The sequence below is a fragment of the Stappia sp. genome, from assembly GCF_965276915.1.
In the GTDB taxonomy this organism is placed as follows: Bacteria; Pseudomonadota; Alphaproteobacteria; order Rhizobiales; family Stappiaceae; genus Stappia.
This window is the reverse complement of the sequence record NZ_OZ255709.1, coordinates 4,658,051-4,683,358: the sequence shown is the minus strand read 5'-3', so window position 1 is coordinate 4,683,358 and position 25,308 is coordinate 4,658,051. Positions and strand designations below refer to the sequence as shown.

The window sequence follows — 25,308 nt, the reverse complement described above, 5'->3', positions numbered from 1 at the left end:
ATGGCTGCCATGCAGACATCCGCTGCCACTCTCGGGGAGACTGCCGTCGCCTCCTTCGCCCGCCGGCGACGCTTGGCGCTCGCGGTTCCCGCGGTCATCCTGCTCTATCTCGTCTATGTCTTCTTCGCCTTTGACATTCCCGGTATTGCCGCCAAGGCACGCACCGACAATGTCGGTATCCTGTTGTCCGACTTCTGGACCTACAAGACGCATGTGACCCGCGACAATAGGACCGGCACCGTGTCGGTCGCCATCGAGGGCGAGAACAAGGGCACCTATCCGCCCGGCCGGCTGCCGGAGTGGGTGGCGATGCAGGACGGCGTCACGCGCATCGATCTCGGCAAGGGCTACAAGGTGGCCTACGAGGGGGATGGTGCCAGCTTCACCGTGCCGGACTACGGAACGATCCGTGTCGAGCCCGACGGGCGCCGGATCCGGCTCGAGTTGCCGTCGGAAACCGTCCCCGACTGGATCAACGCCTCGCCTGCCCGAGTGACCGTGACGACCCCGGAAGGGCGGTTCTCGATGACCGCCAGCCGCACCGAGACCTTCCGCTACGAAGCCGGCTGGGAGCTGTTCTTCTTCACCCTCGACAGCCCTTTCAGCGGCAAGTCCTTTTCCGAACTCGTCCACCTGGCGGTATCGGGTCAGCGCCTCGACCCCTCGCGCCCGAACATCGTCGGCATGGTGTCGGATTTCTGGAACAACCAGATGTGGCGTCACGGCGACGTCGCGTGGGCGCTGTTCGAGACGGTTCTGATGGCGTTTCTCGGCACCATGGGGGCGGCGATGGTCGCTTTGCCGCTGGCCTTCCTTGCCGCATCGAATTTCACTCCGGCCCGACCCCTGCGCTTCGCGTTGCGGCGGTTCTTCGATTTCGTGCGGGGCGTCGACGGGCTGATCTGGACGATCATTCTCAGCCGAGCGTTCGGGCCGGGGCCGCTCACCGGCTCTCTGGCGATCCTGATGACGGATACTGGCTCCTTCGGCAAGATGTTCTCCGAGGCGCTGGAAAACGTCGACAGCAAGCAGATCGAGGGCGTGCAGTCGACCGGCGCCTCGCCGATCCAGCAGGCGCGCTTCGGCGTGATGCCGCAGATCACGCCGGTGCTGCTCAGCCAGGTGCTCTACTATCTGGAATCGAACACCCGCAGCGCCACGGTGATCGGCGCCATCGTCGGCGGCGGCATCGGCCTGCTGCTCACCCAGGCGATCATCACCCAGAAGGACTGGGAAGAAGTCAGCTATTACATCATCCTGATCGTGCTGATGGTGATGGCGATGGATTCCCTGTCGGGTTGGCTGCGAGGACTGTTGATCGGCCGCACGGCAAGGACTTAGATTGGGGGGCGAGTCTCCCTCGCTCCTCCATGCCGTTCTGACGGAAGGCGATCACCGGTATGGCCGGGTGACGCCCCGTCCCGACCTCACCGGCAAACCTCCGCCGATCGCGCCGGGGGCCGCGACGTTGCTGAAAGCATGACCATGCGCTACGCCATCTACTTCACCCCGCCCGCCGGCCATCCGCTGGTTGCCGCCGCCGAGGCCTGGCTTGGCCGCAGCGTCTTCGGCCGCGATGCGGGACCGCGGGACATCGGCGGCATCAAGGCGGAGGAGCGCGCGTCGCTGGTCGCCTCGCCGGCGCGCTATGGCTTTCACGGCACGCTGAAGGCGCCGTTCCGGCTGCGCGAGGGGGAGGACGAGAGCTCCCTGGTGGCTGCGCTCGATGCCTATTGCGCCAAGCGGTCGCCGCTGCCGGCGCTGCCGCTGGCCGTAGCCAGCCTGGACGGGTTCCTGGCTTTGACGCCGGCGGCCCCCGCCGACGCGCTTGTTGATCTGGCGGGCGAGGTGGTGCGCCATTTCGACCGGTTCCGCGCACCCCTCGGCGAGGCCGACCTCGCCAGGCGGAAACCGGAACGGCTTACCCCACCCTTGCGCGCCAATCTGGAGGCCTGGGGCTATCCCTATATTTTCGACGCATTCCGCTTTCATATGACGCTCACCGAGCGGCTCGGGGCGAAAGATGCCGCGCGGGTCCTTCCGGTGCTTGTGGCGCATTTCGGCGATATGCTGGCCGAGCCTGTGGCGATGGACCGGCTGGCGCTCTATGTCGAGACCGCGCCCGGCGTCCCCTTTACATGCCTTCACGAAGCGACGCTTGCCGGCGCCGCCGAGCCCGGCCGCGAGATGGCCGACCTGCCTGGAAAGACCGAAACATGGACATGACGCTGACAAACGCCCGGATCGTGCTGGACGGGGAGGTGATCGAGGGATCGCTTCATGTCAGGGACGGCCGGATCGCCGGCATCGACAGCGGGCCCTCGACGCTTCCCGGCGCCGAGGACATGGGCGGAGACTTCGTCATCCCCGGGCTGGTCGAGTTGCACACCGACCATCTGGAAAACCACTACGCGCCGCGCCCCAAGGTGCGCTGGAACCCGATTGCCGCCGTCTGCGCCCATGACGCGCAGATCGCGGCAAGCGGCATCACCACCGTCTTCGACGCGCTGCGCGTCGGCCTCGACGAGGACACGGACATCACCTCGGAGGACATGCGGCGACTGGCGGATGCCATCGAGGCGGGCGTTGCCAAGGACCGGCTGCGTGCCGATCACTTCATTCACCTGCGCTGCGAGGTGTCGGCGCCCAATTGCCTCGAGAGTTTCGCGGTCTTCGACAATGATCCGCGCGTGCGTATCGCCTCCCTGATGGACCATTCGCCCGGGCAGCGCCAGTTCGCCAGCCTGGAGGCCTATGCGGTCTACTACAAGGGCAAGATGAAGATGACCGACGCGGAGTTCAACGCATTCTGCGAGCGCCGCATGGCGCAGTCGGCTGAGTGGTCGGACGCCAACCGCAAGGTGGTCGCCGAAAAGGCGCGGGCCCGCGGCATCGTGCTGGCGAGCCACGACGATGCGACCAATGCGCATGTGGACGAGGCGATCGAGCTTGGCATCCGTGTCGCCGAATTCCCGACGACGCTGGAGGCGGCCCGCGCCTCGAAGGACCAGGGGCTGGCGGTGCTGATGGGTGCGCCCAACGTGGTGCGCGGCGGGTCCCATTCCGGCAATGTTTCGGCCCGGGACCTAGCCAGCCACGGCCTGCTCGACATCCTGTCGTCGGACTACATCCCCTTCAGCCTGATCCAGTCCGCCTTCTTCCTGGGGGAGGTGGTGGAAGAGATCGAACTGCCGCAGGCGATCGCCATGGTGTCGAAGACCCCGGCGCTTTCGGCCGGGCTCGAGGATCGCGGCGAGATCGCCATCGGCAAGCGCGCCGACCTGGTGCGCGTGCGGGTCGAGGAACACATCCCCATCGTGCGCACCGTGTGGCGCGAGGGGCAGCGGGTGGTGTGAGGGACGGAGATCTTACCGTGGAAAATCCGCAAGGCCGCCTGATCGCCGTGGTCGGTCCGAGCGGCGTCGGCAAGGACAGCCTGCTGGCGCTGGCCCGCGAGGCGTTCGCCGACCGGCCGGAGCTGCTGTTCGTGCGCAGGGCGATCACCCGGCCCGCCACCGGCGATGCGGAGGCGCATATGCCGATGACCGCAGCGGAGTTCGACCGGGCGGAGGCAGAGGGGGCCTTCTCCTTCTGCTGGCGCGCCCATGGGCTCGGCTACGGGTTGCCCGCATCGCTCGGCGAGCATCTGCGCGCCGGCCATCCGGCGGTGGTCAACGGCTCGCGCAAGGTGCTGGCCGCGATGGTGGAGCGCTTCCCGGGCCTTGCCGTCATCTCGATCACCGCGCGCCCGGAGGTCCTTGCCGAGCGGTTGTCGGCGCGCGGCCGCGAAAGCGCAGAGGAGATCGCGGATCGTATCGCGCGGGCGGGCGAACCGCTGCCGGTCGAGCCGGCCGCGACAATCGACAACAGCGGCACGCTCGCCGATGCCGGTCGCCAGATGGTGGCGGCCATCCTCCGCCTGGCGCTCTGATCTTCCGGCGACCTGAACCGCCTTCCCCCTTGCCTGTTTTCCCGATTCCTTCCGCATCCGGAGCCCTTGCCAGAGCCTTTGAGCTTTGCGACAAGGAGAGGGTTGAATGCGCGCAATGCGGGTATTGTAATAATTACCTATGCTTCGGTTGCATGACTGTTCTTGACGCCGCATCGTTGCAGGCAAGCCAGGAACCGGGCATTCCGGCGATGCGTACGGTGCCGGCCGGAGCGGCGGCAGGAACGAGGGGAGTGATAAGGATGTCGGGACAGCTCGTAACCCATGGCACCAGCGGACTGGTGCTGAGCCTCGACGAGGAGGTCGCCAACGAGCGGATCGTCACCGAGATCCGGCGCGGCCGCTACGAGGCCTCGGAACTCTCGATGGCCTCGCGTTTCGTGCGCCAGGACGACCGGGTGCTGGAGCTTGGCGCCGGCGTCGGCTTCATTTCCGCCGGCGTCATGCGCAATGTCGGGCCGGCCTATTACGCTGCCGTGGAGGCCGATGCCCGGCTCATCCCCCACATTCGCCAGACCCATCTTCGCAACGGGGTTGAGGGCATCGAGGTGATCAATGCCGCCTTCGTCACCGATCCGCAGGTGCTGGAAAAGGGGTTCGTCGAGTTCACCCTGCATCGCGAGTTCTGGCGGTCCGGCATCGGCCAGGACCAGGAAGGGGTGACCGAGACGGTGCAGGTGCCGGCGGTCGATGCCTCCGCCTTCATCGCGGACAAGGGGATCACCGTGCTGATTTCCGACATCGAGGGGGCGGAGCTGGAACTGCTGCGCAACCTGCGAAAGGGCGGGCTGCAGCGGATCATCCTCGAACTGCATCCCCAGCGCATCGGCAAGGCCGGGGTGATCGAGATCTTCTCCGGCCTGTGCGCGGAAGGTTTCGCCTACAACGTCAACCTGTCGGAAGGCTCCGTCGTCTGCTTCGAGGTGGTGGGCGATGCGGAGGCGGACGAGGCGGAGATGTTCACCCGCTTCGCCTGAGCGGCGCGGACGACTTCTGTCTCGTCCTTTAGTTCGCTTGCCGGATGCTGCGGGTTTCGTGAAACTTGCTCCCTTGCGGGTGCCGGGCCGTCCGGTCCCGTCGCGTTTCGTGCCGCGCCGCTTCCAACGGGCGGTCGCCGGTGCGATGGTCGGAGCGAGCGAGATGACAGCAGATGCCGACGCCATGACGAAGTTCCTGATCATCGACGATCACCCGCTGTTTCGCGAGGCGCTGCACAGTGCGGTGACGCTCGCCTATCCGGATGCCGAGACGCTCGATGCCGCCTCCCTGCCGGAGGCATGCGACATCCTGGCGGACGAAAGCGGTTTCGACCTTGCCCTGCTCGATCTCAACATCCCCGGGGTGCGCGGCATGGATGGGCTTTTACACCTGCGCACCCATTTTCCGCGTCTGCCGGTGGTCGTCGTTTCCGGTCACGAGGATCCGCGGGTCGTGTCCCAGGTTATCGCCTACGGCGCGGCCGGCTTCATTCCCAAATCCTCGAAGAAGGCGGCGCTCGCCGATGCGATCCAGAAGGTGATCAACGGGGCGGTGTTCGTGCCGGAGAACCTCGCGGCCGCCGGCGAGGCGCAGCTCGGCGCCCATGCGCGCGCGATGATCGACCGGGTCTCCAGCCTGACGCCGCAGCAGCTGAAGGTGCTGGGCATGATCCGCGACGGGTTGCTCAACAAGCAGATCGCCTACGAGTTGCAGGTGGGGGAGACCACGGTGAAGGCGCATGTCTCCGAGATCCTGCGCAAGCTCGGCGTTCACAGCCGCACCCAGGCCGTGATCGAGATGTCGAGGCTCGACCAGATCTCCGACCTCGATCCGGCTGATCCCTTTGGCAATGCGGTAGGATAGGCAGGGCCTTGGCGGGAACGCTCCATTCGCCCCTTCTCAGGGTGCGCGGGCGAGCATATGGGCCATCAGGGCCCGCAATTGCGCCGGCTTCACCGGCTTTGCCATGAACTCAGCGCCCAGTTGCTCCGCCTGGTGCATGACGGTTTCGGTGATGTCGGCGGTGGCCAGGATGACGGGCAGGCGTCGGCCCAGCCTGTGCAGCAGCACGGCCACGGTCCGGGTGCCGAGGTCGCCGTGATCCAGATGCTGGTCGGCGATCACAAGGTCCGGCACGAAGCCTTGATCAAGTATGTCGAGCGCTTCCCCCTTGCAGGCCGCGGCCCGATGATCGCAGCCCCAGCCCTCGAGCAGCACCGACATGGCACGGATCACGTCCGGATCGTTCTCCACGAGCAGGATCCGGCGGCCCGAGAGCGCCGCGTCGCGGGCCTGGCGCGGTGCCGGCGAAGGTGGCACGCCCGCGCCCTGCAAGGCCTCGCAGCGACTGGCGAGAATGCGGAACCGGCTGCCCTTGCCGACTTCCGAGGTCAGGCTGAGTTCGTGGCCGAGGGCGGTGACCAGCCGCTTGACGATCGACAGGCCGAGGCCGAGGGCGCAATCGCCGTCCCGCCCGGCGCGTTCCTTGGCCGCGGACCCGCGATGGAACTCGTCGAAGATCCTCTCGCGCTGGTCGAGGGGAATGCCGCAACCGGTGTCGACCACTTCGATCGCGACCATGTCGCCGCGTCGCCTGGTGCCGATCAACACGCCGCCGCGGTCGGTGTAGCGGATGGCGTTCGAGATCAGGTTCTGCAACGCCCGGCGCAGCATGGTGCGGTCGGAGCGCACATGGTCGCCGGCAATGGCCGTCTGCAGGCGCAGCCCCTTGGCCTCGGCGATCGGCCGCAGGTCGGACAGGAGCGAATCGATCACCGGCGTCAGCGGCACCGCCGAAAGGTTCGGCACCATGACGCCGGCATCGAGGCGGGAGATGTCGAGCAGCGTGTGCAGCAGCTCGTTCATCGTGTCGAGCGCCCGCTCGACCTGGGCCACCATCGCCCGGCCGCGTTCGTTTTCCTGCAGGTCGTGCAGCGCCGACATGGTCAGCTGCGCGGCGTGCAGCGGCTGCAACACGTCGTGGCTGGCAGCGGCCAGGAAACGCGTCTTCGACTGGTCGGCGCGCTCGGAGATTTCCTTCTGGCGGGCGAGCTCGGCGTTGGTGCGCTCCAGGTTGCGCAGGGTCGAGGTGAGCTCATCCGTGCGGCGGCGCACCTGGCCCTCCAGCGCGATCGCCGTCTGGAACAGGGAGAAGGCGTTGCGCTGCTGGTCCATCGCCCGCTCGACCCGGTTGAGCAGCGCGTCGTTGATCCGCTTCAGCCGGTCGACATCGTCGATATCGAGGATGCTCATGCGCCGGTTTCCTGCGCCGTGCCCGGACCGAAGGCAATGCCGGTGAAGGTCTGGTTCAGATGCATTGACAGATACTGCTCGCCATAGGTGTTGAAGCCGATGACATTGTTGTCGCGGTAGATCTCGGCGATGCGATGGGTCACCTGCCGGTTGCGGGCATCGATGCGACGCAGCACGCAGTCGAAGCCGAGCACGAAGTCGATGCCGCCGATGCGCTCGCGCACCGCCTCGAAGGCGGCCCGGGTGGTGCGCGTCATGCCGGCCGGCTCGGCAACGGTCATGACGATGCCGTCGTCGATGGCGCAGAAGAAGGAGAGCGACCCGTCGTCATTCATCTTCTGCACCGAGCGGCAATAGTATTCGCCTCCGACACGCACGACGAGCGGATGCGAGGCAAAGCTCATCGGCGACAGGCTGTCCGGGTCGATGCCGATGACCCTGGCATATTCGGCCGCCGCCGGCGCTGCGTTGAACTCGTGCACGATGCGCCGGTCGGGGTCGGAGCGGGTGACGACCAGCTTGTTCGGCGTCGGCACGAAATTGTCGGTCTTGAAGATGTGGAAGGGGACCGGCGTCTCGACAAGGATCAGGAGCGCGGCGTCGCTGGCCGGCTCGCCGTCGAGGATCAGCGTGGTGGCGCCGAAACGCATGTCGTCGCCAGCCGAGCCTCCCAGCAGCGGCACGTCGTCGAGGCCCCAGTGCAGGGCGGCGGTCGCCGCTTCCTCGGCGAAGGAAAGCCCGTCGATCAGGCAGAGCGCGAAACGGTTGGCAGTGCTTTCGGCCTCCGGTGCACCGGCCGCGATGAAGGCCCGCTTGGCCTCGCCGACCTGGGCGACGATGCGCTCCATTCCGGCATTGCGCAGGTCGCGGACACACAGCGCCTCGATGCGAAAACTGGCCGCGGGAAACAGGATGACGACGAGATTGCCTTCCGAGACGCCGGCGCGGGTGATTTCGCCGGCGGTCGAGCAGGCGGCATAGCGCAGGTCCGGGCAGGCCTGTGCCAGGGCCGTGCCGAGCGGGCCGGCGGCGAAGCGCAAGGAAGAGAAGAACACGAGGGCAAAGCCCGCATCGACGCGCGCGCGCGCCTCGGCGACACGCGTCCAGAAACCGGCGTCATCCGGATCGTCGCATTCGAGCGCGACGATGCCGCAGGCCTGGTCGATGCCGCCATTCGGCTGCACGTTTTCCTCCCTCGCGCCGCGGCGGTCCCGCCGGCCGGCACGAGGGTGCCCGGGCGCGACTGCGCGACGTCGCTCACTCTAGGGCCGGCGCCTTCATTCTGACAAGCGCGGCGCGCGGGAAGCGCTCGACCGAAAGTACAGTGTACAAGGCCGGCCGCCTGCCCTTTCCTGATGGCGGCCGCAGGGAGGCTCGCCGTCGTCAGGACGCGGGTGCCGGCCGGGACCCGCGGGCTCAGTGCCGGGGTCTGCCGAAACCGGGAGGGTTTCAATGGATTTGGTAGGCGAGTACCGGTTGTTGGCTGGTCGAGGTGTTGTCTGGTCTGCGTTGAACGATGCGGATGTGTTGCGTCGTTGCATACCGGGTTGCCAGTCTCTTGAGAAGCTTTCGGACCGTGAGATGAGCGCGACGGTCGTTGCGAAGATCGGCCCTGTGAAGGCGACGTTCAAGGGTGCGGTGACGCTGGAGAACATGGTTCCGCCGGAGCGCTACACGATTGTCGGCGAGGGCAAGGGCGGCGTTGCCGGCTTTGCCAAGGGGTCGGCGGATGTGTCGCTTGCCGAGGACGGCGATGCGACGGTTCTCAGCTATTCGGTGAAGGCGCAGGTCGGCGGCAAGCTCGCGCAGCTTGGCAGCCGTCTGATCGTGTCGACATCGCGGAAGATGGCGGACGAGTTTTTCGGCAAGTTCAAGGAGATCGTCGAGGGGGACGGGGCCGCGCCCGATGCCGATGCGTCTGGCGGCGATGCGTCTGCGGCGTCTTCGGGCGAGGCTTCGTCGTCGTTTGCGGGTGTGGAGCTTGACGCGGGGCTTGCGGAGGAGGCGAAGACGCAGGCGCTTTCGGATGCGCCGCACCGGGTCGGCGAGGCTGTCTCCGAGGCTGTTCACGAGGTGGAGACGGAGGTCGAGAGCGCGGCGGGGCGTGGTTTTCTGGGCGGTCCGGTCGTGTGGGGCCTTGCGGCGCTGGGCGTGGTGATCGTGGTTCTGGCGTTGATGAGCTGAGGGCGCTGCCCGGCGGTTGGCCGGGCTTGAAGGTTTGCCCGGCTTGCTGCCGGGGGAGACAAGAGCCGGGCGGACGAGCTGGGCGGGAACGAGAGGGAGGTTTTGATGGGCGATGTGAGTGTTGTTGTGAACGGGCGCGAGGTGACGCGGTCGGTCGAGGACCGGACGCTTCTGGTGGAATTCCTGCGCGATGTTCTGGGACTGACGGGAACGCATGTGGGCTGCGACACGTCGCAATGCGGGGCGTGCGTGGTGCATGTGGACGGCAAGGCGGTGAAGTCGTGCACGATGCTTGCGGCGCAGGCGTCCGGGTCGGCGGTGACGACGATCGAGGGCCTTGCGCAAGGTGGCGAGCTGCATCCGGTGCAGGCGGCATTCAAGGAGCATCACGGGTTGCAATGCGGGTTCTGCACGCCGGGGATGATCATGGCGGCGGTGGACATGATCGCGCGCCATGGTGGGGGACCGCTCGACGAGGCGACGATCCGGGCGGAGCTTGAGGGTAATATCTGCCGCTGCACGGGCTACCACAACATCGTCAAGGCGATCGCGGCGGCGAGCGAGACGATGGCGGGAATGCAGACGGCTGCCGAGTAGGCGGCCCGAGTAGGCGGCCCGAGTAGGCGGCCTGAACAGGGCGTCGAAGGGCCGGCTCGGGTACGGGCATGGCCGCAATCCGGCTACGCACTGGGCCCCGCATTGGGCTTCGCACTGGGGACCCCGCATCGGCGGCTCCGCACTGGCGGCTCTCGTACTGGGCCCCGCACTGGGGGACCGCAATCGGGTCCGCAAACCGGACTTGCCGTCCGGGAGGGCTGGCAGGAATGGCTGGCAGGAAGGGTCGGAGGACCTGACCGCAAGGCCGGGGCTGGAAGACGCAGGAACGGCTGATCCGGGACGTTGGGAGCGGGACGTTGGGGCCCGGGACGTTGAGAGAACGAGGGCCTTGTGGCGGGAGGCCGCCAGGCTTGCAGTCAGGCTTTGCAGCCAGGCTTTGCGGCCGGGCCGGCGAGGTCCGGCGGAAGACGGCAAGAGAGCATATTCGGGGAACGGTTTTGCGGACCGGCCCCGGCTCCGGCCTTGCCCCGGTGCGGGGGAAGGAACGGGGTGCGAGGGAGCGCGAAGGTCCGCTGCGAGGGAGGACGAGATGGCAGGTTCGGTTGAGGGTATCGGTGCGCGGGTTCGCCGGCGCGAGGACAAGCGCTTCATCACCGGCAAGGGGCGCTACACGGATGACATGAGCGTTGCGGGGATGGCGCATGCGGCGTTCGTGCGCTCGCCCCATGCCCATGCGAAGGTGAGGGGGATCGACGCGGCGGCGGCGCGCGCCATGCCCGGGGTGATCGCGGTGCTGAGCGGGCAGGAGCTTGTCGCGGACGGGGTCGGCAACCTGATCTGCGGCTGGATGATCCACTCGAAGGACGGCACCCCGATGAAGATGGGGGCGTGGCGGGCGCTGGAGAGCGAGCATGTGCGCCATGTCGGCCAGGCGGTGGCGGTGGTCGTCGCCGGGACGAAGGCGCAGGCACGCGATGCGGCCGATGCGGTCGAGGTCGACTACGAGCCGCTTGCGGCGGTGGTCGATGCGCTCGACGCGCTGAAGGAGGGCGCGCCGCAGCTGCACGAGGAAGCGCCCGGCAACCTGATCTACGACTGGGAGATCGGCGATGCAGCCGCGACCGATGCGGCCTTCGCCTCCGCCGCGCATGTGACGCGGATGGAGATCCGCAACAACCGGCTTGTGCCCAACCCGATGGAGCCGCGTGCCGCCCTTGCCGACTACGACGAGGCCGAGGAACACTACACGCTGTGGACGACCTCGCAGAACCCGCATGTGGCGCGTCTGGTGCTGTCGGCCTTCTACAACATCGCGCCGGAGCACAAGCTCAGGGTGATCGCGCCGGATGTGGGCGGCGGCTTCGGCTCGAAGATCTACATCTATCCGGAAGAGATGGTCTGCCTGTGGGCGTCGAAGAAGACCGGGGTTCCGGTGAAGTGGACCTGCGACCGGACGGAGGCGTTCCTGACCGACGCGCATGGGCGCGACCACTATTCGGAAGCGGAGATGGCGCTCGACGCCGACAACCGGATCACCGGGCTTCGTGTGAAGACGGTGGCCAATCTTGGCGCCTACATGTCGCTGTTCTCGTCGTCGGTGCCGACCTATCTCTACGCGACGCTGCTGTCGGGGCAGTATGACATCCCGGCGATCCACGCCAACGTGAAGACGGTCTACACCAACACGGTGCCGGTCGATGCCTATCGCGGGGCGGGGCGTCCGGAGGCGACCTACCTGCTGGAGCGGATGATGGAGACGGCGGCGCGCGAGGTGGGGATGGAGCCTGCCGCGTTCCGGCGGGCGAACTTCATCCGGTCCTTCCCGCACCAGACGCCGGTGATCATGTGCTACGACGCGGGCGACTATGACGCTTCGCTGGATGCAGCGCTTGGCGCGATCGACCAGGCGGGCTTTGCCGGCCGCAAGGCGGAGGCGGCGCGGCGCGGCAAGCTGCGCGGGCTGGGGCTGTCCTGCTACATCGAGGCCTGCGGCATCGCGCCGAGCCAGGCGGTCGGCTCGCTGGGCGCGGGCGTCGGCTTGTGGGAATCCGCCGAGGTGCGGGTCAATCCGGTCGGCACGATCGAGGTTCTGACCGGCTCGCACAGCCATGGCCAGGGGCACGAGACGACGTTTGCCCAGCTTGTGGCGGAGCGCTTCGGGGTGGGTCTCGACACGGTCTCGATCGTGCATGGCGACACGGACAAGGTGCAGTTCGGGATGGGCACCTACGGGTCGCGCTCGGGGGCTGTCGGCATGTCGGCGATCGTCAAGGCGCTGGACAAGGTGGAGGCGAAGGCGAAGAAGCTTGCGGCCCACCTGATGGAGGCCTCGGAAGGCGACATCACGGTGGAGGGCGGCACGTTCAAGGTGGCCGGCACGGACAAGGAGCTTCCTTTCTTCCAGGTGGCGCTTGCGGCCTACACGGCGCACAACATGCCCGAAGGCATGGAGCCGGGGCTGAAGGAGGGAGCGTTCTACGATCCGACCAACTTCACCTTCCCGGCCGGCACCTATGCGTGCGAGGTGGAAGTGGACCCGGAGACGGGCAAGGTGGAGATCGTCGACTTCGTGGCGGCGGACGACTTCGGCACGATCATCAACCCGATGATCGTCGAGGGGCAGGTGCATGGCGGGCTGACGCAAGGCATCGGCCAGGCCTTGATGGAGAACGCCGCCTATGACGGGGACGGGCAGCTTCTGTCGGGCTCGTACATGGACTACACGATGCCGCGCGCGGACGACGTGCCCTCCTACCGGCTGATGACGACGGTGACGGAATGCCCGGGCAATCCGCTGGGCATGAAGGGCTGCGGGGAGGCGGGGGCGATCGGCTCGCCGCCGGCGGTGATCAACGCGATCACCGATGCGATCGGCACCAATGCGCTGGAGATGCCGGCAACGCCGCAGGCGGTGTGGCGGGCGCTGAAGAGCGTGCAGCCGGCACAAGCCGCCGAATAGGCCGCCGGCCAGCGACCGGAGAGGGACAACAAGCAGCGCGGTGTTCCGCGCTGCGCAAACGGGACAGAACAGGCCGGGCCCGCGGGCCAGGCCGCCGGTTCAGGCGATCAGCTCAGGCGGGCCAGACTGATCTGAGGTGACTGGTCTGACGTGACTGGCCGGCTCGGACTGGCCGGCTCAGACTGGCAAGGCGATATGGGCGCGGGCCGCAAGCCGGCAGCGCAACGAGGGAGAGGGACATGTACGAGACCACCTATCACCGGGCAACGAGCGTGGCGGACGCGGCCTTGAAGCTTGCAGGGGCCGAGGAGGCGAAGATCCTGTCGGGCGGGCAGACCCTGCTGCCGACGATGAAGCAGCGGCTTGCCGCGCCCTCGGATCTGGTCGATGTCGCCCATGTGGCGCAGATGAAGGGCATTGCCGAGACCGGCGGCGCCCTGCGCATCGGCGCGGCGACAACCCATGCGGAGGTCGCGGCTTCCGATCTGGTGCGCCGGCTGGCGCCGGGGCTTGCCGAGCTGGCCGGGCATATCGGCGATCCGCATGTGCGCCATCGCGGCACGATCGGCGGCTCGCTGGCCAACAACGACCCGGCCGCCGACTATCCGGCCGCCGCCCTGGCGCTTGGCGCCACCATCGTCACCGACCGGCGCGAGATCGCGGCCGCCGACTTCTTCACCGGCCTGTTCGAGACGGCGCTGGAGGAGGGCGAGATCGTCACCGCGGTGATCTTCCCCGCATGCGCCTCGTGCGCCTATGCCAAATACCCCAACCCGGCCTCGCGCTATGCCATGGCCGGGGTGTTCCTCGCCAGGACCGGCGAGGGCATCCGTGCCGCCGTCACCGGCGCCGGCGCCAGCGGCGTCTTCCGCCATGAGGGCCTGGAGGCAGCGCTTGCCGAAAGCCTCACGCCGCAGGCCGCAGCCGGCGTCACCACCGATCCGGGCACCCTCATCGCCGACATCCACGGGTCGGCCGAATACCGCGCCAACCTCATCGCCGTCATGGCAAAGCGCGCCGCGGCAAAACTCGCCCCCTGAACCAAAAGCACAAACCGGACGCGCCAAAACACCCAAACACCAGAACCCGGACGCCAAAACCCAAACACCAGAACCCGGGCACCAGAACAAAACGGCCCGTGGAAAATCCACGGGCCGTTTCGCTGTTCGATGGTATTGTTTCCTGTCTTTGAAATTGAATTATGGTTAACAAAAAGTAAATACAAAAGCGTGCTAATAAGTATTTAATCCAAAATTTGCCTTCATCTTGTAGTATGATACTGAAAATCGAAACGGCGAGGCCCGCAACCGGAATGGATTGAGGGTATTCGATTGAAAATATCAGCACTCCGACGGAGGGTGATCATGTCGATCCGGTACGTATTATTGTTAGTTGTGGCAGGTCTTGGACTTGTTCTGGCGGGTCCTGCCCGTTCCGACGGCCCGGTCGTCCTGACCGTGGAAGGGCGAATCGAAAGCGATGCGCCCCGCGATTTTAGCATTTCCGACCTTGAGAAGCTCGGCGTCACCAGCGTGACGACGTCGACGCCCTGGCACGACAAGACCGTGACGTTCGAGGGCGTGCGCCTTGCCGACCTGATGGCGCATGTCGGTGCGACCGGCGAGCGGATCGAGGGAATCGCCCTCAACAATTTCTATGCGGAGATTCCGATATCGGATTTCACCGCCTATGACGCGCTGCTCGCCTTCAAGGCGGATGGCGCCTATCTGGGCGTGCGCGACAAGGGGCCGCTTTTCGTCATCTATCCCTTCGACCGCTTTCCCGAGCTCAAGAACGAGCTCTATTACTCGCGTTCCATCTGGCAGTTGCGCCGCATCAACGTGAAGTGAACCCATGCGCTTTCCGTCCTTCCTGCGACGGAGCGGGTCGATAGGGGACCGGTTCCGACACGTCGGCATCCTCGTTCTGGGGCTGCTGGTGCTCGCCATCCTGGTGCATGCGGAATCGGTGCTGACGACGAGCGGCGCTTTCGAGAAGTCGATGCGCTACGACATTGCCATGTCCGGGTTGAACGGCCGGGTCGACGCGATCACGGCGCGCGAGCGCCTGTCGCGATACGCGGCCAGCGGCAAGGTCGAGGACGCGGAAGAAGCCTGGCTCTTCTACAATATCCTGGCCAGCCGGGTGGACACATGGTCGTCGGGCGCGTTCGGCGCCTTTGTCGCCGCGGCGCCGTCCCGAAAGGACGCGCTCGACCATCTCGACGGCCTTGTCCAGGGCATCGAAAGCGATTACGCGGCGCTGCCGGACAAGGCGGCGCTGACACGCATCGACACGGTGCTGGCCGAGGCGGTGCGCGTGATCGACCGCATCGGCGGCGAGGCCTTGATGAGCAACCTGGTCGAGGCCCAGGAGATCCGCCAGGCCCTGTTCCAGCGCCAGCGGCTGCAGAACGTGCTGGTCGAACTGCTCATCGCCTTCGGCGCCATCCTGCTCGTCTTCATGTCGATGCAGGCCCGCTCGCTGAAGCGGGCGCGCTCGAGCGCGGAGACGGCGGCCCGCGAGTTCGAGTTCGCCGCGCGACACGACCCGCTGACGAAACTTCCCAACCGTCTCGCCTTTCACGATGCGCTGGAAGCCGCGCTTGGCGAGGATCCGGCCGGGCGTCGCGGGCGGTTGACGGTGCTGGCGCTCGATCTCGACGGCTTCAAGGCGGTGAACGACATTCTCGGTCATGCCTCGGGCGACGACCTGTTGCGCTCGGTTGCCGAGCGGCTGCGCCGGATTGTCGCCGCCTGGGGCGGAGGGGCGCTGGTGTCGCGGCTTGGCGGCGACGAGTTCACCGTGCTCGTCGGGGTCACCGACGGCGAGCGCGAGGCGCAGGCACGTGCACGGCAGCTGATCGAGGGGCTGCACGAGGCGCATGCGCTGAGCGGCGGCAATGTGGTCGTCAACGCCACGATCGGCGTGGCGCTGGTCCGCGAGGGGGAGAGCGGAAGCTCGCTGCTGCAGAACGCGGACCTGGCGCTCAGCCATGCCAAGGCGACGGGCAAGGGCCGGGTGCAGCTCTATAACGGTTCGATGCGGGCCGACGCGACCCGCCGCCGGTTGATCGAGGACGGCATCGAGGGGGCACTGGAGAACGGCGATATCGCGGCCCATTACCAGCCGCAGGTGGACATGGAAACCGGCCGCATCGTCGGCCTCGAGGCGCTTGCCCGCTGGCGCCACAGCCAGCTCGGCTGGATCGCGCCAAGCGAGTTCATTCCCATCGCCGAGGCGTCCGGCCACATCATCGACATCGGCGAGCGCATCCTGCAGACCGCTTGCCGCGATGCGGTCGCGTTGCCGCTCGACGTGCCGGTCGCCGTCAATCTCTCCGTTGCACAGCTCGCCCGCGACGATCTGGTCGACACGGTCGCGGCAGTGCTGAAGCGCAGCCGCCTGCCGGCCTCGCGGCTGAAGCTGGAGGTGACCGAAAGCGTCGTGATGAAGGACACGACGCGGGCGATCGCCACCCTGTCGCGGCTGAAGGCGCTTGGCGTTGCCATCTCGCTTGACGATTTCGGCACCGGCTATTCGGCATTGTCCTATCTGCGCAGCTTCGACTGGGACGAGTTGAAGATCGACCGCAGCTTCGTGCAGTCGCTGGAAAGCGATCGGCACAGTCTGTCGATCGTCACCTCCATCCTGGAGCTGGCCGGTCGGCTCGACATCGCCGTAACGGTCGAGGGGGTGGAGACCCGCCAGCAGGTCGATCTGCTGACGGAGGCCGGCTGCCGGATTGCGCAGGGGTTCCTGTTCGGGGCCCCGATGCCGGTCGGCGACCTGCCTGCGCTGATGCTGCGCGGCTTTGCCTCGCGCGAGGCGGCGACCGCGGTGGTGCGGCCGGCCTCGCCTTTGTCGCCGGTGCGCGGGGCGGTCTGATCCGCGCCATGCGCGGCCCCTGCAATTGCCGTCGGCCGGCGAAGCTGCTAACCAGATCCCCGCGCCGGACCTGCCCGATGTCGATGTTCCTGCGGGCGCGGGAGCCTGCCGGCGCCTCTCAGGGAGGATCGCTCGTCCATGTCCGAGCCTTGCATCATCTGCGTCGCCATCACCGGTTCCGTGCCGCAAAAGGCCGACAACCCGGCCGTGCCGATCACCATCTCCGAGCAGGTGGAAAGCACCCATGCCGCGTTCGAGGCCGGCGCGACCATTGCCCATTGCCATGTGCGCGAGGAGGACGGCACGCCGACCTCCGATCCGGAGCGTTTCGCCCGGCTCGTGGAGGGGCTGAAGGCCCATTGCCCGGGCATGATCATCCAGCTTTCGACCGGCGGCCGTTCGGGTGCGGGCAAGGCGCGTGGCGGCATGCTGCCGCTTGCCCCCGACATGGCCTCGCTGTCGGTCGGCTCCAACAATTTTCCGACCCGCGTCTACGAGAATCCGCCGGACCTGGTCGACTGGCTGGCTTCGGAAATGCTGGCCTACAACGTCAAGCCCGAGATCGAGGCCTTCGACCTCTCGCATGTCTTCCAGGCGGCGTCGATGGCGAAGGACGGGCGGCTGAAGGGCCCGCTTCACGTGCAGTTCGTGATGGGCGTCAAGAACGCCATGCCGGCGGACCGGGCGGTGTTCGAGTTCTATGTCGAGACACTGAAGCGGCTGATGCCCGAGGCGACCTGGACGGGCGCCGGCATCGGTCGCAACCAGATCGAGCTCAACCGCTGGAGCCTGGAACTCGGCGGCCATTGCCGCTCCGGGCTGGAGGACAATGTGCGTCTCGACAAGGACCGGCTTGCCCCCTCGAATGCCGCGCTGGTGCAGCGCACCGCCGATCTTTGCGCGGAATACGGCCGTCATCCGGCCAGTGTCGCCGAGGCCCGCAAGATGCTGGGTCTTGCCGCCGCCTGAACCTGCCCGCCTGAACCTGCCCGCCTGAACCAGTCGGCGGGCCGGATCGGCTGCAGTCCCGCTGTTCGGCGCAGGTTTCGATAAAGTCCCAAAATCCCAAAATCCCAAAGTCCGAAAGGGCGAGGCGTCAGGCGCCTCGCCCTTTTTGTTTGTCGGCATGCAAGGTGGGTGGAAATGAACCAATTTCGTATTGGTTCTGAAGCCGGATCCGCCGGGATGGCTCGCGCTTGCCGAAACTGTCGGCATTCGTGCGGGCAGGAGGGTGAAAATTTCGGCGGGAGCGGCCCTTTTGCAAGAACAGGGACAGAGACGGTGGCGACAGGCTTGCCAGCTGTGCCGGTCTGCGCCAATAATGGAACCAATATAAAAAAAGGTGCAACCGGGGTCGGCGTCCTTGGCAGACGAGAACCAGACAGAACGCAATTCCAGCCTGGCGCTGCAGCGGCTCAGGGTCATCGTCGATCAGCTGGAGCGCGAGGCGCGCGAGCAGCTGCCGACCGAGCGGGAGCTGGCGGAAGAAATCGGCGTCGGCCGTCGCGCGGTGCGCCGCGCGCTCGATGTGATGGAGGCGGAGGGGCGCATCTGGCGCCGGCAGGGAGCGGGAACCTTCATCGCCGCCGCCCGCAGCCGCACCGAGAGCCGCATCCGGCAGCTTCCGGAAATGAGCAACATGTTCGAGGTGATGGAGGTGCGGCTTCGCATCGAGCCGGCGCTGGCCCGGTTGGCGGCGCTGCGCGCCACGGCCCCCGAAATCGCCCGCATGCGCGAGATCGCCGTCAAGGTCATCGAGGCCGGCGACATGGACAGCCGCGAGTTGTGGGACAGTTCCCTGCACCGGGCGGTCGCGATGGCGGCGGGCAACACGCTGTTCCTGGCGTTGTTCGACGTGGTCGACCGGGTCCGCCAGGACGACAACTGGCGGCATGTGCGCGAGGCGCTGCGCACGCCGAGTTCCACCCGGCTCTATCATTCGCAGCACGGCGAACTGGTCGACGCAATCGAGCGACGCGATCCGGTGGCGGCCGAACAGGTGATGCGCAGGCACCTCCTGTCGCTGCAGGAACGGTTGATGCTGCAAAGCGTCGAGGGGCATGCCGATGCCGGCTGACCGTTCCTGCGAGCCGGCCGCGCCGCTTCTTGCGGTGGAAGACCTTGCGCTGCGCTTTGCCGGCGCGCGCGCCAATGTCGTCGACGGCGTTTCCTTTTCCGTGGCGCCCGGCGAGACATTGTGCATCGTCGGCGAGAGCGGGTGCGGAAAGTCCGTGACCGCCCTGTCGCTGATGGGCCTGTTGCCGATGCCGCCGGCGCAGATCGTCTCGGGCCGGGCGATGTTCGAGGGGCGCGACCTGTTCGCGCTGTCGCGCCGCGAAATGGCGTCCTTGCGCGGCGACCGCGTGGCGATGATCTTCCAGGAGCCGATGACCTCGCTTAATCCGGTCTACACGGTCGGCGACCAGATCGCGGAGATCGTGCGCCGTCATCGCGGTGGAACACGGGCCGCGGCACGCGCCCGGGCGCTGGAGATGTTGCGGCGGGTCAAGGTGCCGGCGGCCGAGCGGCGGCTTGACGACTACCCGCACCAGATGTCGGGCGGCATGCGCCAGCGCGTGATGATCGCCATGGCGCTGGCCAACGACCCGCAGCTTCTCATCGCGGACGAGCCGACCACCGCGCTCGACGTCACCATCCAGGCGCAGATCCTCGACCTTGTGCGCGAGTTGCAGGAGGAGACGGGCACTGCGCTGGTGCTGATCACTCACGATCTCGGGGTCGTCGCCGAGATCGCCGACAAGGTGGCGGTCATGTATGCCGGGCGTATCGTCGAGGCTGGACCGGTGTCGGCGATCTTCGACGATCCCCAGCACCCCTACACGCTCGGCCTGATCAGTTCCGTGCCTTCGCTTGGCCATCGCGGCGACCGGCTGGCGACGATCCCCGGCATGGTGCCGACGGTCGACCGGATGCCCGACGGCTGCCGGTTCGCGCCGCGCTGCCCCTTTGCCGACGATGTCTGCCGGGCCGAGGTGCCGCCCTTGCGCGCGGTGTCGGCTGGCCATGCGGCCGCCTGTCGGCACGCGCCGCTGGAACTGAGCTTTGGAGATGCCGCATGAGTGCCGCATCCTCCATCGTGTCTCCTTCTGCCCCCGCCGGGACGGATATCGTCCTGGAGGCCCGCGGGCTCGAGAAGCGCTTTCCGGTCGGTTGGAAGCTGTTCGGCGAGCGACCGTCGGTGCGGGCCGTCGACGGGGTGTCTCTTCGTGTGCGTCGCGGCGAGACGCTCGCCATTGTCGGCGAGAGCGGCTGCGGCAAGTCGACCCTTGCACGGCTGCTGCTCAGGCTGATCGATCCGAGCGCCGGCGAGGTCTTCTATGGCGGGCAGGACATCGCCGCGCTGCCGAAGGCGGATATGCGGCGGCTGCGCAAGGACCTGCAATTCGTCTTCCAGGATCCGTTCTCCTCGCTCAATCCGCGCATGAGCGTTGGCGCCATTGTCGAGGAGCCGATGCGGGTGCATGGCCTTGGCGATGCGAAGTGGCGGCGCGGCGAGGTGGCCAGGCTGCTCACCCGGGTCGGCCTCAGGGCCGAATATGCGGGCCGCTACCCGCACGAGTTTTCCGGCGGCCAGCGCCAGCGCATCGGCATCGCCCGGGCGCTGGCGTCCGGCCCGAAGGTGCTGATCGGCGACGAGCCGGTCTCCGCGCTCGACGTCTCGATCCAGGCGCAGGTGATCAACCTGCTGGAGGACCTGAAACGCGAATACGACCTGACGCTGGTGCTGATCGCGCATGACCTTGCCGTCATCCGCCACATGAGCGACCGGGTCGCGGTGATGTATCTCGGCGAGGTGGTGGAACTGGCCGCGACGGACGTGCTCTACGATGCGCCGTTCCACCCCTATACCCGCGCATTGATGCGGGCGATCCCGATCCCCAGCCCGCGCGCCCGCAAGGCGGACGCCAATCTTTCCGGCGACGTTCCCTCGCCGCTTTCACCGCCGGAGGGATGCCGTTTCCACACGCGCTGTCCGCTTGCGGACGCGCGCTGTGCGGCGGAGCGTCCGGCACTCGTCGAGGTATCCGAGGGCCGCCAGGTCGCCTGCCATCACTGGCAGCGTGTTGCCGGCGAGGGCACGGCCGCGCTTGCCGAACCGGAGCCAAGTGCGGCCGCCGCCAGACGTCTTTCGCTTTACCGGGACAGGAGCGAACGCCTGAACGAACAACGTCCCGGATCCAGACCGACAGAGTCACCAAAATGACCAGAGGAGCCATGAGAATGCGCAACAGTCTTCTTGCAGCCCTGCTTCTGAGCGCCAGCGCGCTTGTCGCGCTGCCCGCCGCCGCCGCCGATCTGAGGATCGGCCTCCAGGAGGATCCGGACGTTCTCGATCCGGACCAGTCCCGCACGTTTGTCGGGCGTATCGTCTATGCCTCGCTTTGCGACAAGCTGGTCGACATCACGCCGGACCTCGAGATCGTGCCGCAGCTGGCGACGGCCTGGTCCTGGTCGGACGATGGCAAGGTCCTGACCATGGACCTTCGCGAGGGCGTCACCTTCCATGACGGCACCCCCTTCGACGCCGAGGCGGTGAAGGCCAATATCGAGCGTTCCAAGGGTCTGCCGGAAAGCCGCCGCAAGTCCGAGGTCAAGTCGATCGAGAGCGTCGAGGTCAGCGGCCCCCATCAGGTGAAGATGACGCTGGCACAGCCCGACGCGACGCTGCTGGCGCAGCTTGCCGACCGTGCCGGCATGATGGTGTCGCCGACGGCGGCCGGTGCTGCCGGCGCCGATTTCGGCTCCAATCCGGTCTGCTCGGGTCCGTTCTCCTTCACCCAGCGCGTGCAGCAGGACCGCATCGTGCTGACGCGTTTCGCCGAATACTGGAACGCCGAGGCGATCCATTTCGACACGGTCACCTTCCTGCCGATCCCCGACACGACCGTTCGGCTCGCCAACCTGCGCTCCGGCGATCTCGACATGCTCGAGCGGCTGGCGGCGACCGATGCGGCCTCGGTCAAGTCCGATGCCGGTCTTGTCTATGCCGACGCGGTCAGCCTCGGCTACCAGGGCATCACCATCAACATCGACAATGGCGCGCGCGGCGACAATCCGTTCGGCAATGACGCGAAGCTGCGCCAGGCCTTCGAGCTGACGCTCGATCGCGACGCGATCAACCAGGTCGTGTTCGAGGGTGCCTTCGCCCCCGGCAACCAGCCGTTCCCGCCGACCAGCCCCTGGTACGACAAGGAGACGCCGATCCCCGCCCGCGACATCGCCAGGGCGAAGGAGCTGATGAAGGAAGCCGGCCACGAGACCTTCGAGGTCGAGGTCCAGGTCGCCAACAATCCGGTTCAGACCCAGCTCATGCAGGTGGTGCAGTCGATGGCCGCGGAAGCCGGCTTTTCGGTCAAGCTGAAGTCGATGGAATTCGCCAGCCTGCTCGCCGACCAGTCGGGCGGCACCTACCAGGCGAGCCAGGTCGGCTGGTCGGGCCGTGTCGACCCGGATGGCAATATCCACCAGTTCATGACCTGCAAGGGCGGCATCAACGACAGCAAGTACTGCAACCCGGAGGTCGATGCCCTGCTCGACAAGGCACGCACGAGCAACGACACGGCGACCCGCAAGGCCAGCTATGACGCGGCCCGCAAGATCCTCGCGCAGGACCTGCCGATCATCTACCTCTACCACCAGACCTGGATCTGGGCGCTGGACGACAAGATCGAGGGCTTCACCGCCTATCCGGACGGCATGATCCGGCTCGAGAACGTCAAGTTCAAGCAGTAACAGGATGCGCGGGACCCGGTTCGTCCGGGTCCCGCCTTCCCCTGTCCCGCCTGTTCCTGTCCATCTCCGACCCGAGGGTGCACCCCTTCCATGACGCCGGTTCCGATCCTGCTCATCAATCTAGACCGCGCGGGCGACCGTCTTGCACGCATGCAGGCGCGGCTTGGCGAGTGCGGCGCCGCGTTCGAGCGCGTGCCGGCGGTCGATGCGCGGGCGTTGGGGGAGGCGGAGTTCGCGCGTCACGTTTCGGGCCCCGGGTATTGGGGCCTGCTGACGCCGGGCGAGGTGGCCTGCTTCCTGAGCCATCGCAAGTGCTGGCAGCTGATCATCGAGCGGAACCTGCCCTGCGCGCTGGTTCTGGAGGACGACGTGGTGATCGGGCAGGCGGGCGCCAGCCTGCTGGCATCCGATGGCTGGGTTCCGGCGGACGCCGACATCGTCAAGCTGGAGACCGACTTCAAGCCGGTGCGGCTCGCCACGCGCGCGGCAAGTCGGGAGGCCGGTCACGACGTGGTCAGATTGTATTCGTCGCACTACTGCGCGGCCGCCTACCTCGTCACCCTGGCCGCGGCGCGGCGCCTGCTTGCGGCGACGGAATGCTTTCGCGATGCCGTCGACGAGATGCTCTTCGCAGTGCGCTCGCCGCTGAGCCGCAGCCTCACGATCTACCAGATGGATCCGGCACCCTTCGTGCAGGAGCACAAGCATGCCGATCCACGCTCCTTGTTCGATCCTTCGGGCTTCATCGACGGGCGCGAGAGCAAGGAACGGCCCCGCCGTCCGGTTCTCGTCGAGTTCGCGGGCGACCTGGCCCAGGCTTGCCGCGATCTTTCACACAAGGTGAGGACCGTTGCGGGCCAGCGCCGCACCGCTGTGGTGGAGCACGCATGATCCGCTTTGCCGCCTTCCTCCTCTCCAGCGCCGGAGCCTCGTGATGCTTGCCTTCATCGGTCGCCGCCTGCTGATTGCGATCCCGACGCTCATCCTGGTTTCGGTCTTCGTCTTCACGCTGCAGAAGCTGTTGCCGGGCGATCCCGCCCTGGTGCTCGCCGGCGAGGAGCGCGATCCGGAAGTGCTCGCCTTCATCCGCGAGAAGTACCGGCTCAATGACCCGATCATCCATCAGTATCTCTATTGGCTCGGCGGACTCGTGCAGGGCGATCTCGGCGTGTCGCTGAGGACCAACCAGCCGGTGCTGCAGTTGATCGCCGACAAGCTCCCCGTGACCGTCCAGCTCGCCCTGATGGCCATGGCCATCGCCATGGCGATCGGCATCCCGACCGGCATCCTGTCGGCGGTGAAGAAGGGCGGCCCCATCGACTACATCGCCAACTTCATCGCGCTTTCCGGCCTGTCGGTTCCCAATTTCTGGCTGGGGATCATGCTTATCCTGCTCGTTTCCGTGCAGCTCGGCTGGCTGCCGGCATCGGGCTATGTCTCGCCTCTGGAAGATCCGGTACGCTCCTTCCAGACGATGATCATGCCGGCCTTCGTGCTCGGCACGGCGCTGGCCGCGACATTGATGCGCCACACCCGCTCGGCCATGCTCGGCGTGCTCAAGGCGGACTATGTGCGCACGGCCAGGGCCAAGGGCTTGAGCGAGCGCGTCGTGGTCATCAAGCATGCGTTCCGCAACGCGCTGCTGCCGATCGTCACGCTCGGCGCGCTTCTCTTCGGCGAGTTGCTCGCCGGCGCCGTCCTGACGGAGCAGATCTTCACCATTCCCGGCTTCGGCAAGCTGATCGTCGATGCCGTCTTCACCCGCGACTATGCGGTGGTGCAGGGCGTGGTGCTGTGCACGGCGGCCGGCTTCATCCTGATGAACCTCATCGCCGACATTCTCTATTTCCTGCTCAACCCGCGCATGAGGGCCTCCCTGTGAGCGAGCAAGCAACGGGCCCGCTTCCCGCCCCCATGGAAGACGAGGACGACACGCTCGGCATCCGGATGGAAAGCCGCGCCTGGAAGAAGCTGAAGCGCAACAGGAGCGCCTTGTTCGGTTTCGTGCTGGTCGCCTTCTTCGTGGCTATCGCCGTGCTGGCGCCGATCCTGCCGATTGCCGACCCGTTGGCGACGAGCTGGTCGGCGGTGCGCAAGGCGCCTTCGGAGCTCTACTGGCTCGGCACTGACGAGATCGGCCGCGACATCCTCTCGCGGATGATCTGGGGGGCGCAGGCCTCCCTGCTCGCCGGTGTCGTCTCGGTGCTGATCGCGGTCGTCATCGGCGTGCCCTTCGGCCTTGTCTCGGGCTATTTCGGCGGCTGGACCGACCAGATCATCTCGCGCGTCACCGACGCACTGCTGGCGACGCCGTTCCTCATTCTCGCCATCGCGCTTGCGGCCTTTCTCGGGCCGAGCCTTACCAATGCGATGATCGCCATCGGCCTGTCGGCGACGCCGATCTTCATCCGGCTGACGCGCGGCCAGGTGCTGTCGGTGAAGACCGAGGACTATGTCGAGGGCGCACGCGCCATCGGCCTGCGGGACACCGCGATCATGGCACGCTACATCCTGCCGAACGTGTTTGCACCGGTGCTCGTCCAGGCGACGCTGACGGTCGCCACCGCGATCATTGCCGAGGCGAGCCTCTCGTTCCTCGGTCTTGGCCAGCAGCCGCCAAACCCGAGCTGGGGCTCGATGCTGAACGTGGCCAAGAATTTCATGACCCAGGCGCCGTGGATGGCGTGGTGGCCGGGTGCCGCCATCTTCCTCGTCGTGCTCGGGTTCAACCTGCTCGGCGACGGCCTGCGCGACGCGCTCGATCCGCGCGAGGGCTGAGCCTTTC

The 25,308-nt window shown here is 67.0% G+C and carries 22 protein-coding genes; 20 read left to right on the top strand and 2 right to left on the bottom strand.

From position 1 onward, the window contains the following. The 6 genes from phnE (at position 1) to ACQY46_RS21855 (ending at position 5,791) form a co-directional block, all read left to right on the top strand. Entirely contained in the window at positions 1 to 1,341 is a 1,341-nt protein-coding gene (gene phnE / locus ACQY46_RS21880) for a phosphonate ABC transporter, permease protein PhnE (protein ID WP_428698077.1), read from the top strand. Between the two features lie 138 nt (positions 1,342 to 1,479). Continuing rightward, complete coding sequence (locus ACQY46_RS21875; protein ID WP_428698076.1) at positions 1,480 to 2,226, top strand: DUF1045 domain-containing protein; 747 nt, start codon at positions 1,480 to 1,482, stop codon at positions 2,224 to 2,226. Continuing rightward, entirely contained in the window at positions 2,217 to 3,356 is a 1,140-nt protein-coding gene (locus ACQY46_RS21870) for an alpha-D-ribose 1-methylphosphonate 5-triphosphate diphosphatase (protein WP_428698075.1), read from the top strand. The genes ACQY46_RS21875 and ACQY46_RS21870 overlap by 10 nt, the downstream gene beginning before the upstream one ends. 17 nt (positions 3,357 to 3,373) lie before the next feature. Further along, positions 3,374 to 3,931 (top strand): phosphonate metabolism protein/1,5-bisphosphokinase (PRPP-forming) PhnN, encoded by a 558-nt coding sequence (gene phnN / locus ACQY46_RS21865; protein WP_428698074.1) that lies wholly within the window; start codon positions 3,374 to 3,376, stop codon positions 3,929 to 3,931. A 260-nt stretch (positions 3,932 to 4,191) separates the two neighbouring features. Beyond that, positions 4,192 to 4,926, top strand: a complete 735-nt coding sequence (locus ACQY46_RS21860; RefSeq protein WP_428698073.1) for an FkbM family methyltransferase — start codon at positions 4,192 to 4,194, stop codon at positions 4,924 to 4,926. A 163-nt stretch (positions 4,927 to 5,089) separates the two neighbouring features. Continuing rightward, positions 5,090 to 5,791 (top strand): response regulator, encoded by a 702-nt coding sequence (locus ACQY46_RS21855; RefSeq protein ID WP_428698072.1) that lies wholly within the window; start codon positions 5,090 to 5,092, stop codon positions 5,789 to 5,791. A 36-nt stretch (positions 5,792 to 5,827) separates the two neighbouring features. Here the strand turns inward: ACQY46_RS21855 and ACQY46_RS21850 are convergent, their stop codons facing one another. Together ACQY46_RS21850 and ACQY46_RS21845 are read right to left on the bottom strand one after the other, a co-directional pair. Continuing rightward, positions 5,828 to 7,180: an ATP-binding response regulator gene (locus ACQY46_RS21850; protein ID WP_428698071.1), complete on the bottom strand. Its 1,353-nt coding sequence runs from the start codon at positions 7,178 to 7,180 to the stop codon at positions 5,828 to 5,830. Further along, positions 7,177 to 8,364, bottom strand: coding sequence for an FIST N-terminal domain-containing protein (locus ACQY46_RS21845; protein ID WP_428698070.1), 1,188 nt, complete (start codon positions 8,362 to 8,364; stop codon positions 7,177 to 7,179). Before ACQY46_RS21845 ends, ACQY46_RS21850 begins: the two co-directional genes overlap by 4 nt. Before the next feature lie 268 nt (positions 8,365 to 8,632). On the opposite strand from ACQY46_RS21845, the gene ACQY46_RS21840 reads away from it, so the two are divergent. The 14 genes from ACQY46_RS21840 (at position 8,633) to ACQY46_RS21775 (ending at position 25,301) form a co-directional block, all read left to right on the top strand. Then, entirely contained in the window at positions 8,633 to 9,364 is a 732-nt protein-coding gene (locus ACQY46_RS21840; protein WP_428698069.1) for an SRPBCC family protein, read from the top strand. A 105-nt stretch (positions 9,365 to 9,469) separates the two neighbouring features. Then, positions 9,470 to 9,961 carry a (2Fe-2S)-binding protein gene (locus ACQY46_RS21835; RefSeq protein ID WP_428698068.1) on the top strand — a complete coding sequence of 164 codons (492 nt, stop codon included), beginning with the start codon at positions 9,470 to 9,472 and terminating at the stop codon, positions 9,959 to 9,961. 550 nt (positions 9,962 to 10,511) lie between these two features. After that, a complete protein-coding gene (locus tag ACQY46_RS21830; protein ID WP_428698067.1) occupies positions 10,512 to 12,881 on the top strand; it encodes a xanthine dehydrogenase family protein molybdopterin-binding subunit in 2,370 nt (789 codons plus the stop codon). A 239-nt stretch (positions 12,882 to 13,120) separates the two neighbouring features. After that, positions 13,121 to 13,921 carry an FAD binding domain-containing protein gene (locus ACQY46_RS21825; RefSeq protein WP_428698066.1) on the top strand — a complete coding sequence of 267 codons (801 nt, stop codon included), beginning with the start codon at positions 13,121 to 13,123 and terminating at the stop codon, positions 13,919 to 13,921. 324 nt (positions 13,922 to 14,245) lie between these two features. After that, on the top strand, positions 14,246 to 14,731 hold the full coding sequence (locus ACQY46_RS21820; protein ID WP_428698065.1) for a molybdopterin-dependent oxidoreductase: 486 nt from the start codon (positions 14,246 to 14,248) through the stop codon (positions 14,729 to 14,731). Positions 14,732 to 14,735: 4 nt separating this feature from the next. Next, positions 14,736 to 16,769: a putative bifunctional diguanylate cyclase/phosphodiesterase gene (locus ACQY46_RS21815; RefSeq protein ID WP_428698064.1), complete on the top strand. Its 2,034-nt coding sequence runs from the start codon at positions 14,736 to 14,738 to the stop codon at positions 16,767 to 16,769. Between the two features lie 138 nt (positions 16,770 to 16,907). Further along, positions 16,908 to 17,738, top strand: coding sequence for a 3-keto-5-aminohexanoate cleavage protein (locus ACQY46_RS21810; RefSeq protein ID WP_428698063.1), 831 nt, complete (start codon positions 16,908 to 16,910; stop codon positions 17,736 to 17,738). Positions 17,739 to 18,132: 394 nt separating this feature from the next. Continuing rightward, positions 18,133 to 18,846 (top strand): FadR/GntR family transcriptional regulator, encoded by a 714-nt coding sequence (locus ACQY46_RS21805; RefSeq protein ID WP_428698062.1) that lies wholly within the window; start codon positions 18,133 to 18,135, stop codon positions 18,844 to 18,846. Next, positions 18,830 to 19,849, top strand: a complete 1,020-nt coding sequence (locus ACQY46_RS21800; protein ID WP_428698061.1) for an ABC transporter ATP-binding protein — start codon at positions 18,830 to 18,832, stop codon at positions 19,847 to 19,849. The genes ACQY46_RS21805 and ACQY46_RS21800 overlap by 17 nt, the downstream gene beginning before the upstream one ends. Continuing rightward, entirely contained in the window at positions 19,846 to 20,994 is a 1,149-nt protein-coding gene (locus ACQY46_RS21795; protein WP_428698060.1) for an ABC transporter ATP-binding protein, read from the top strand. The genes ACQY46_RS21800 and ACQY46_RS21795 overlap by 4 nt, the downstream gene beginning before the upstream one ends. 17 nt (positions 20,995 to 21,011) lie before the next feature. Continuing rightward, entirely contained in the window at positions 21,012 to 22,523 is a 1,512-nt protein-coding gene (locus ACQY46_RS21790; protein WP_428698059.1) for an ABC transporter substrate-binding protein, read from the top strand. Between the two features lie 90 nt (positions 22,524 to 22,613). Beyond that, positions 22,614 to 23,414 carry a glycosyltransferase family 25 protein gene (locus ACQY46_RS21785; RefSeq protein ID WP_428698058.1) on the top strand — a complete coding sequence of 267 codons (801 nt, stop codon included), beginning with the start codon at positions 22,614 to 22,616 and terminating at the stop codon, positions 23,412 to 23,414. A gap of 43 nt (positions 23,415 to 23,457) precedes the next feature. Continuing rightward, positions 23,458 to 24,405, top strand: a complete 948-nt coding sequence (locus ACQY46_RS21780) for an ABC transporter permease (protein ID WP_428698057.1) — start codon at positions 23,458 to 23,460, stop codon at positions 24,403 to 24,405. Positions 24,406 to 24,437: 32 nt separating this feature from the next. Continuing rightward, entirely contained in the window at positions 24,438 to 25,301 is an 864-nt protein-coding gene (locus ACQY46_RS21775; RefSeq protein ID WP_428700543.1) for an ABC transporter permease, read from the top strand. The last annotated feature ends 7 nt before the right edge of the window (positions 25,302 to 25,308 follow it).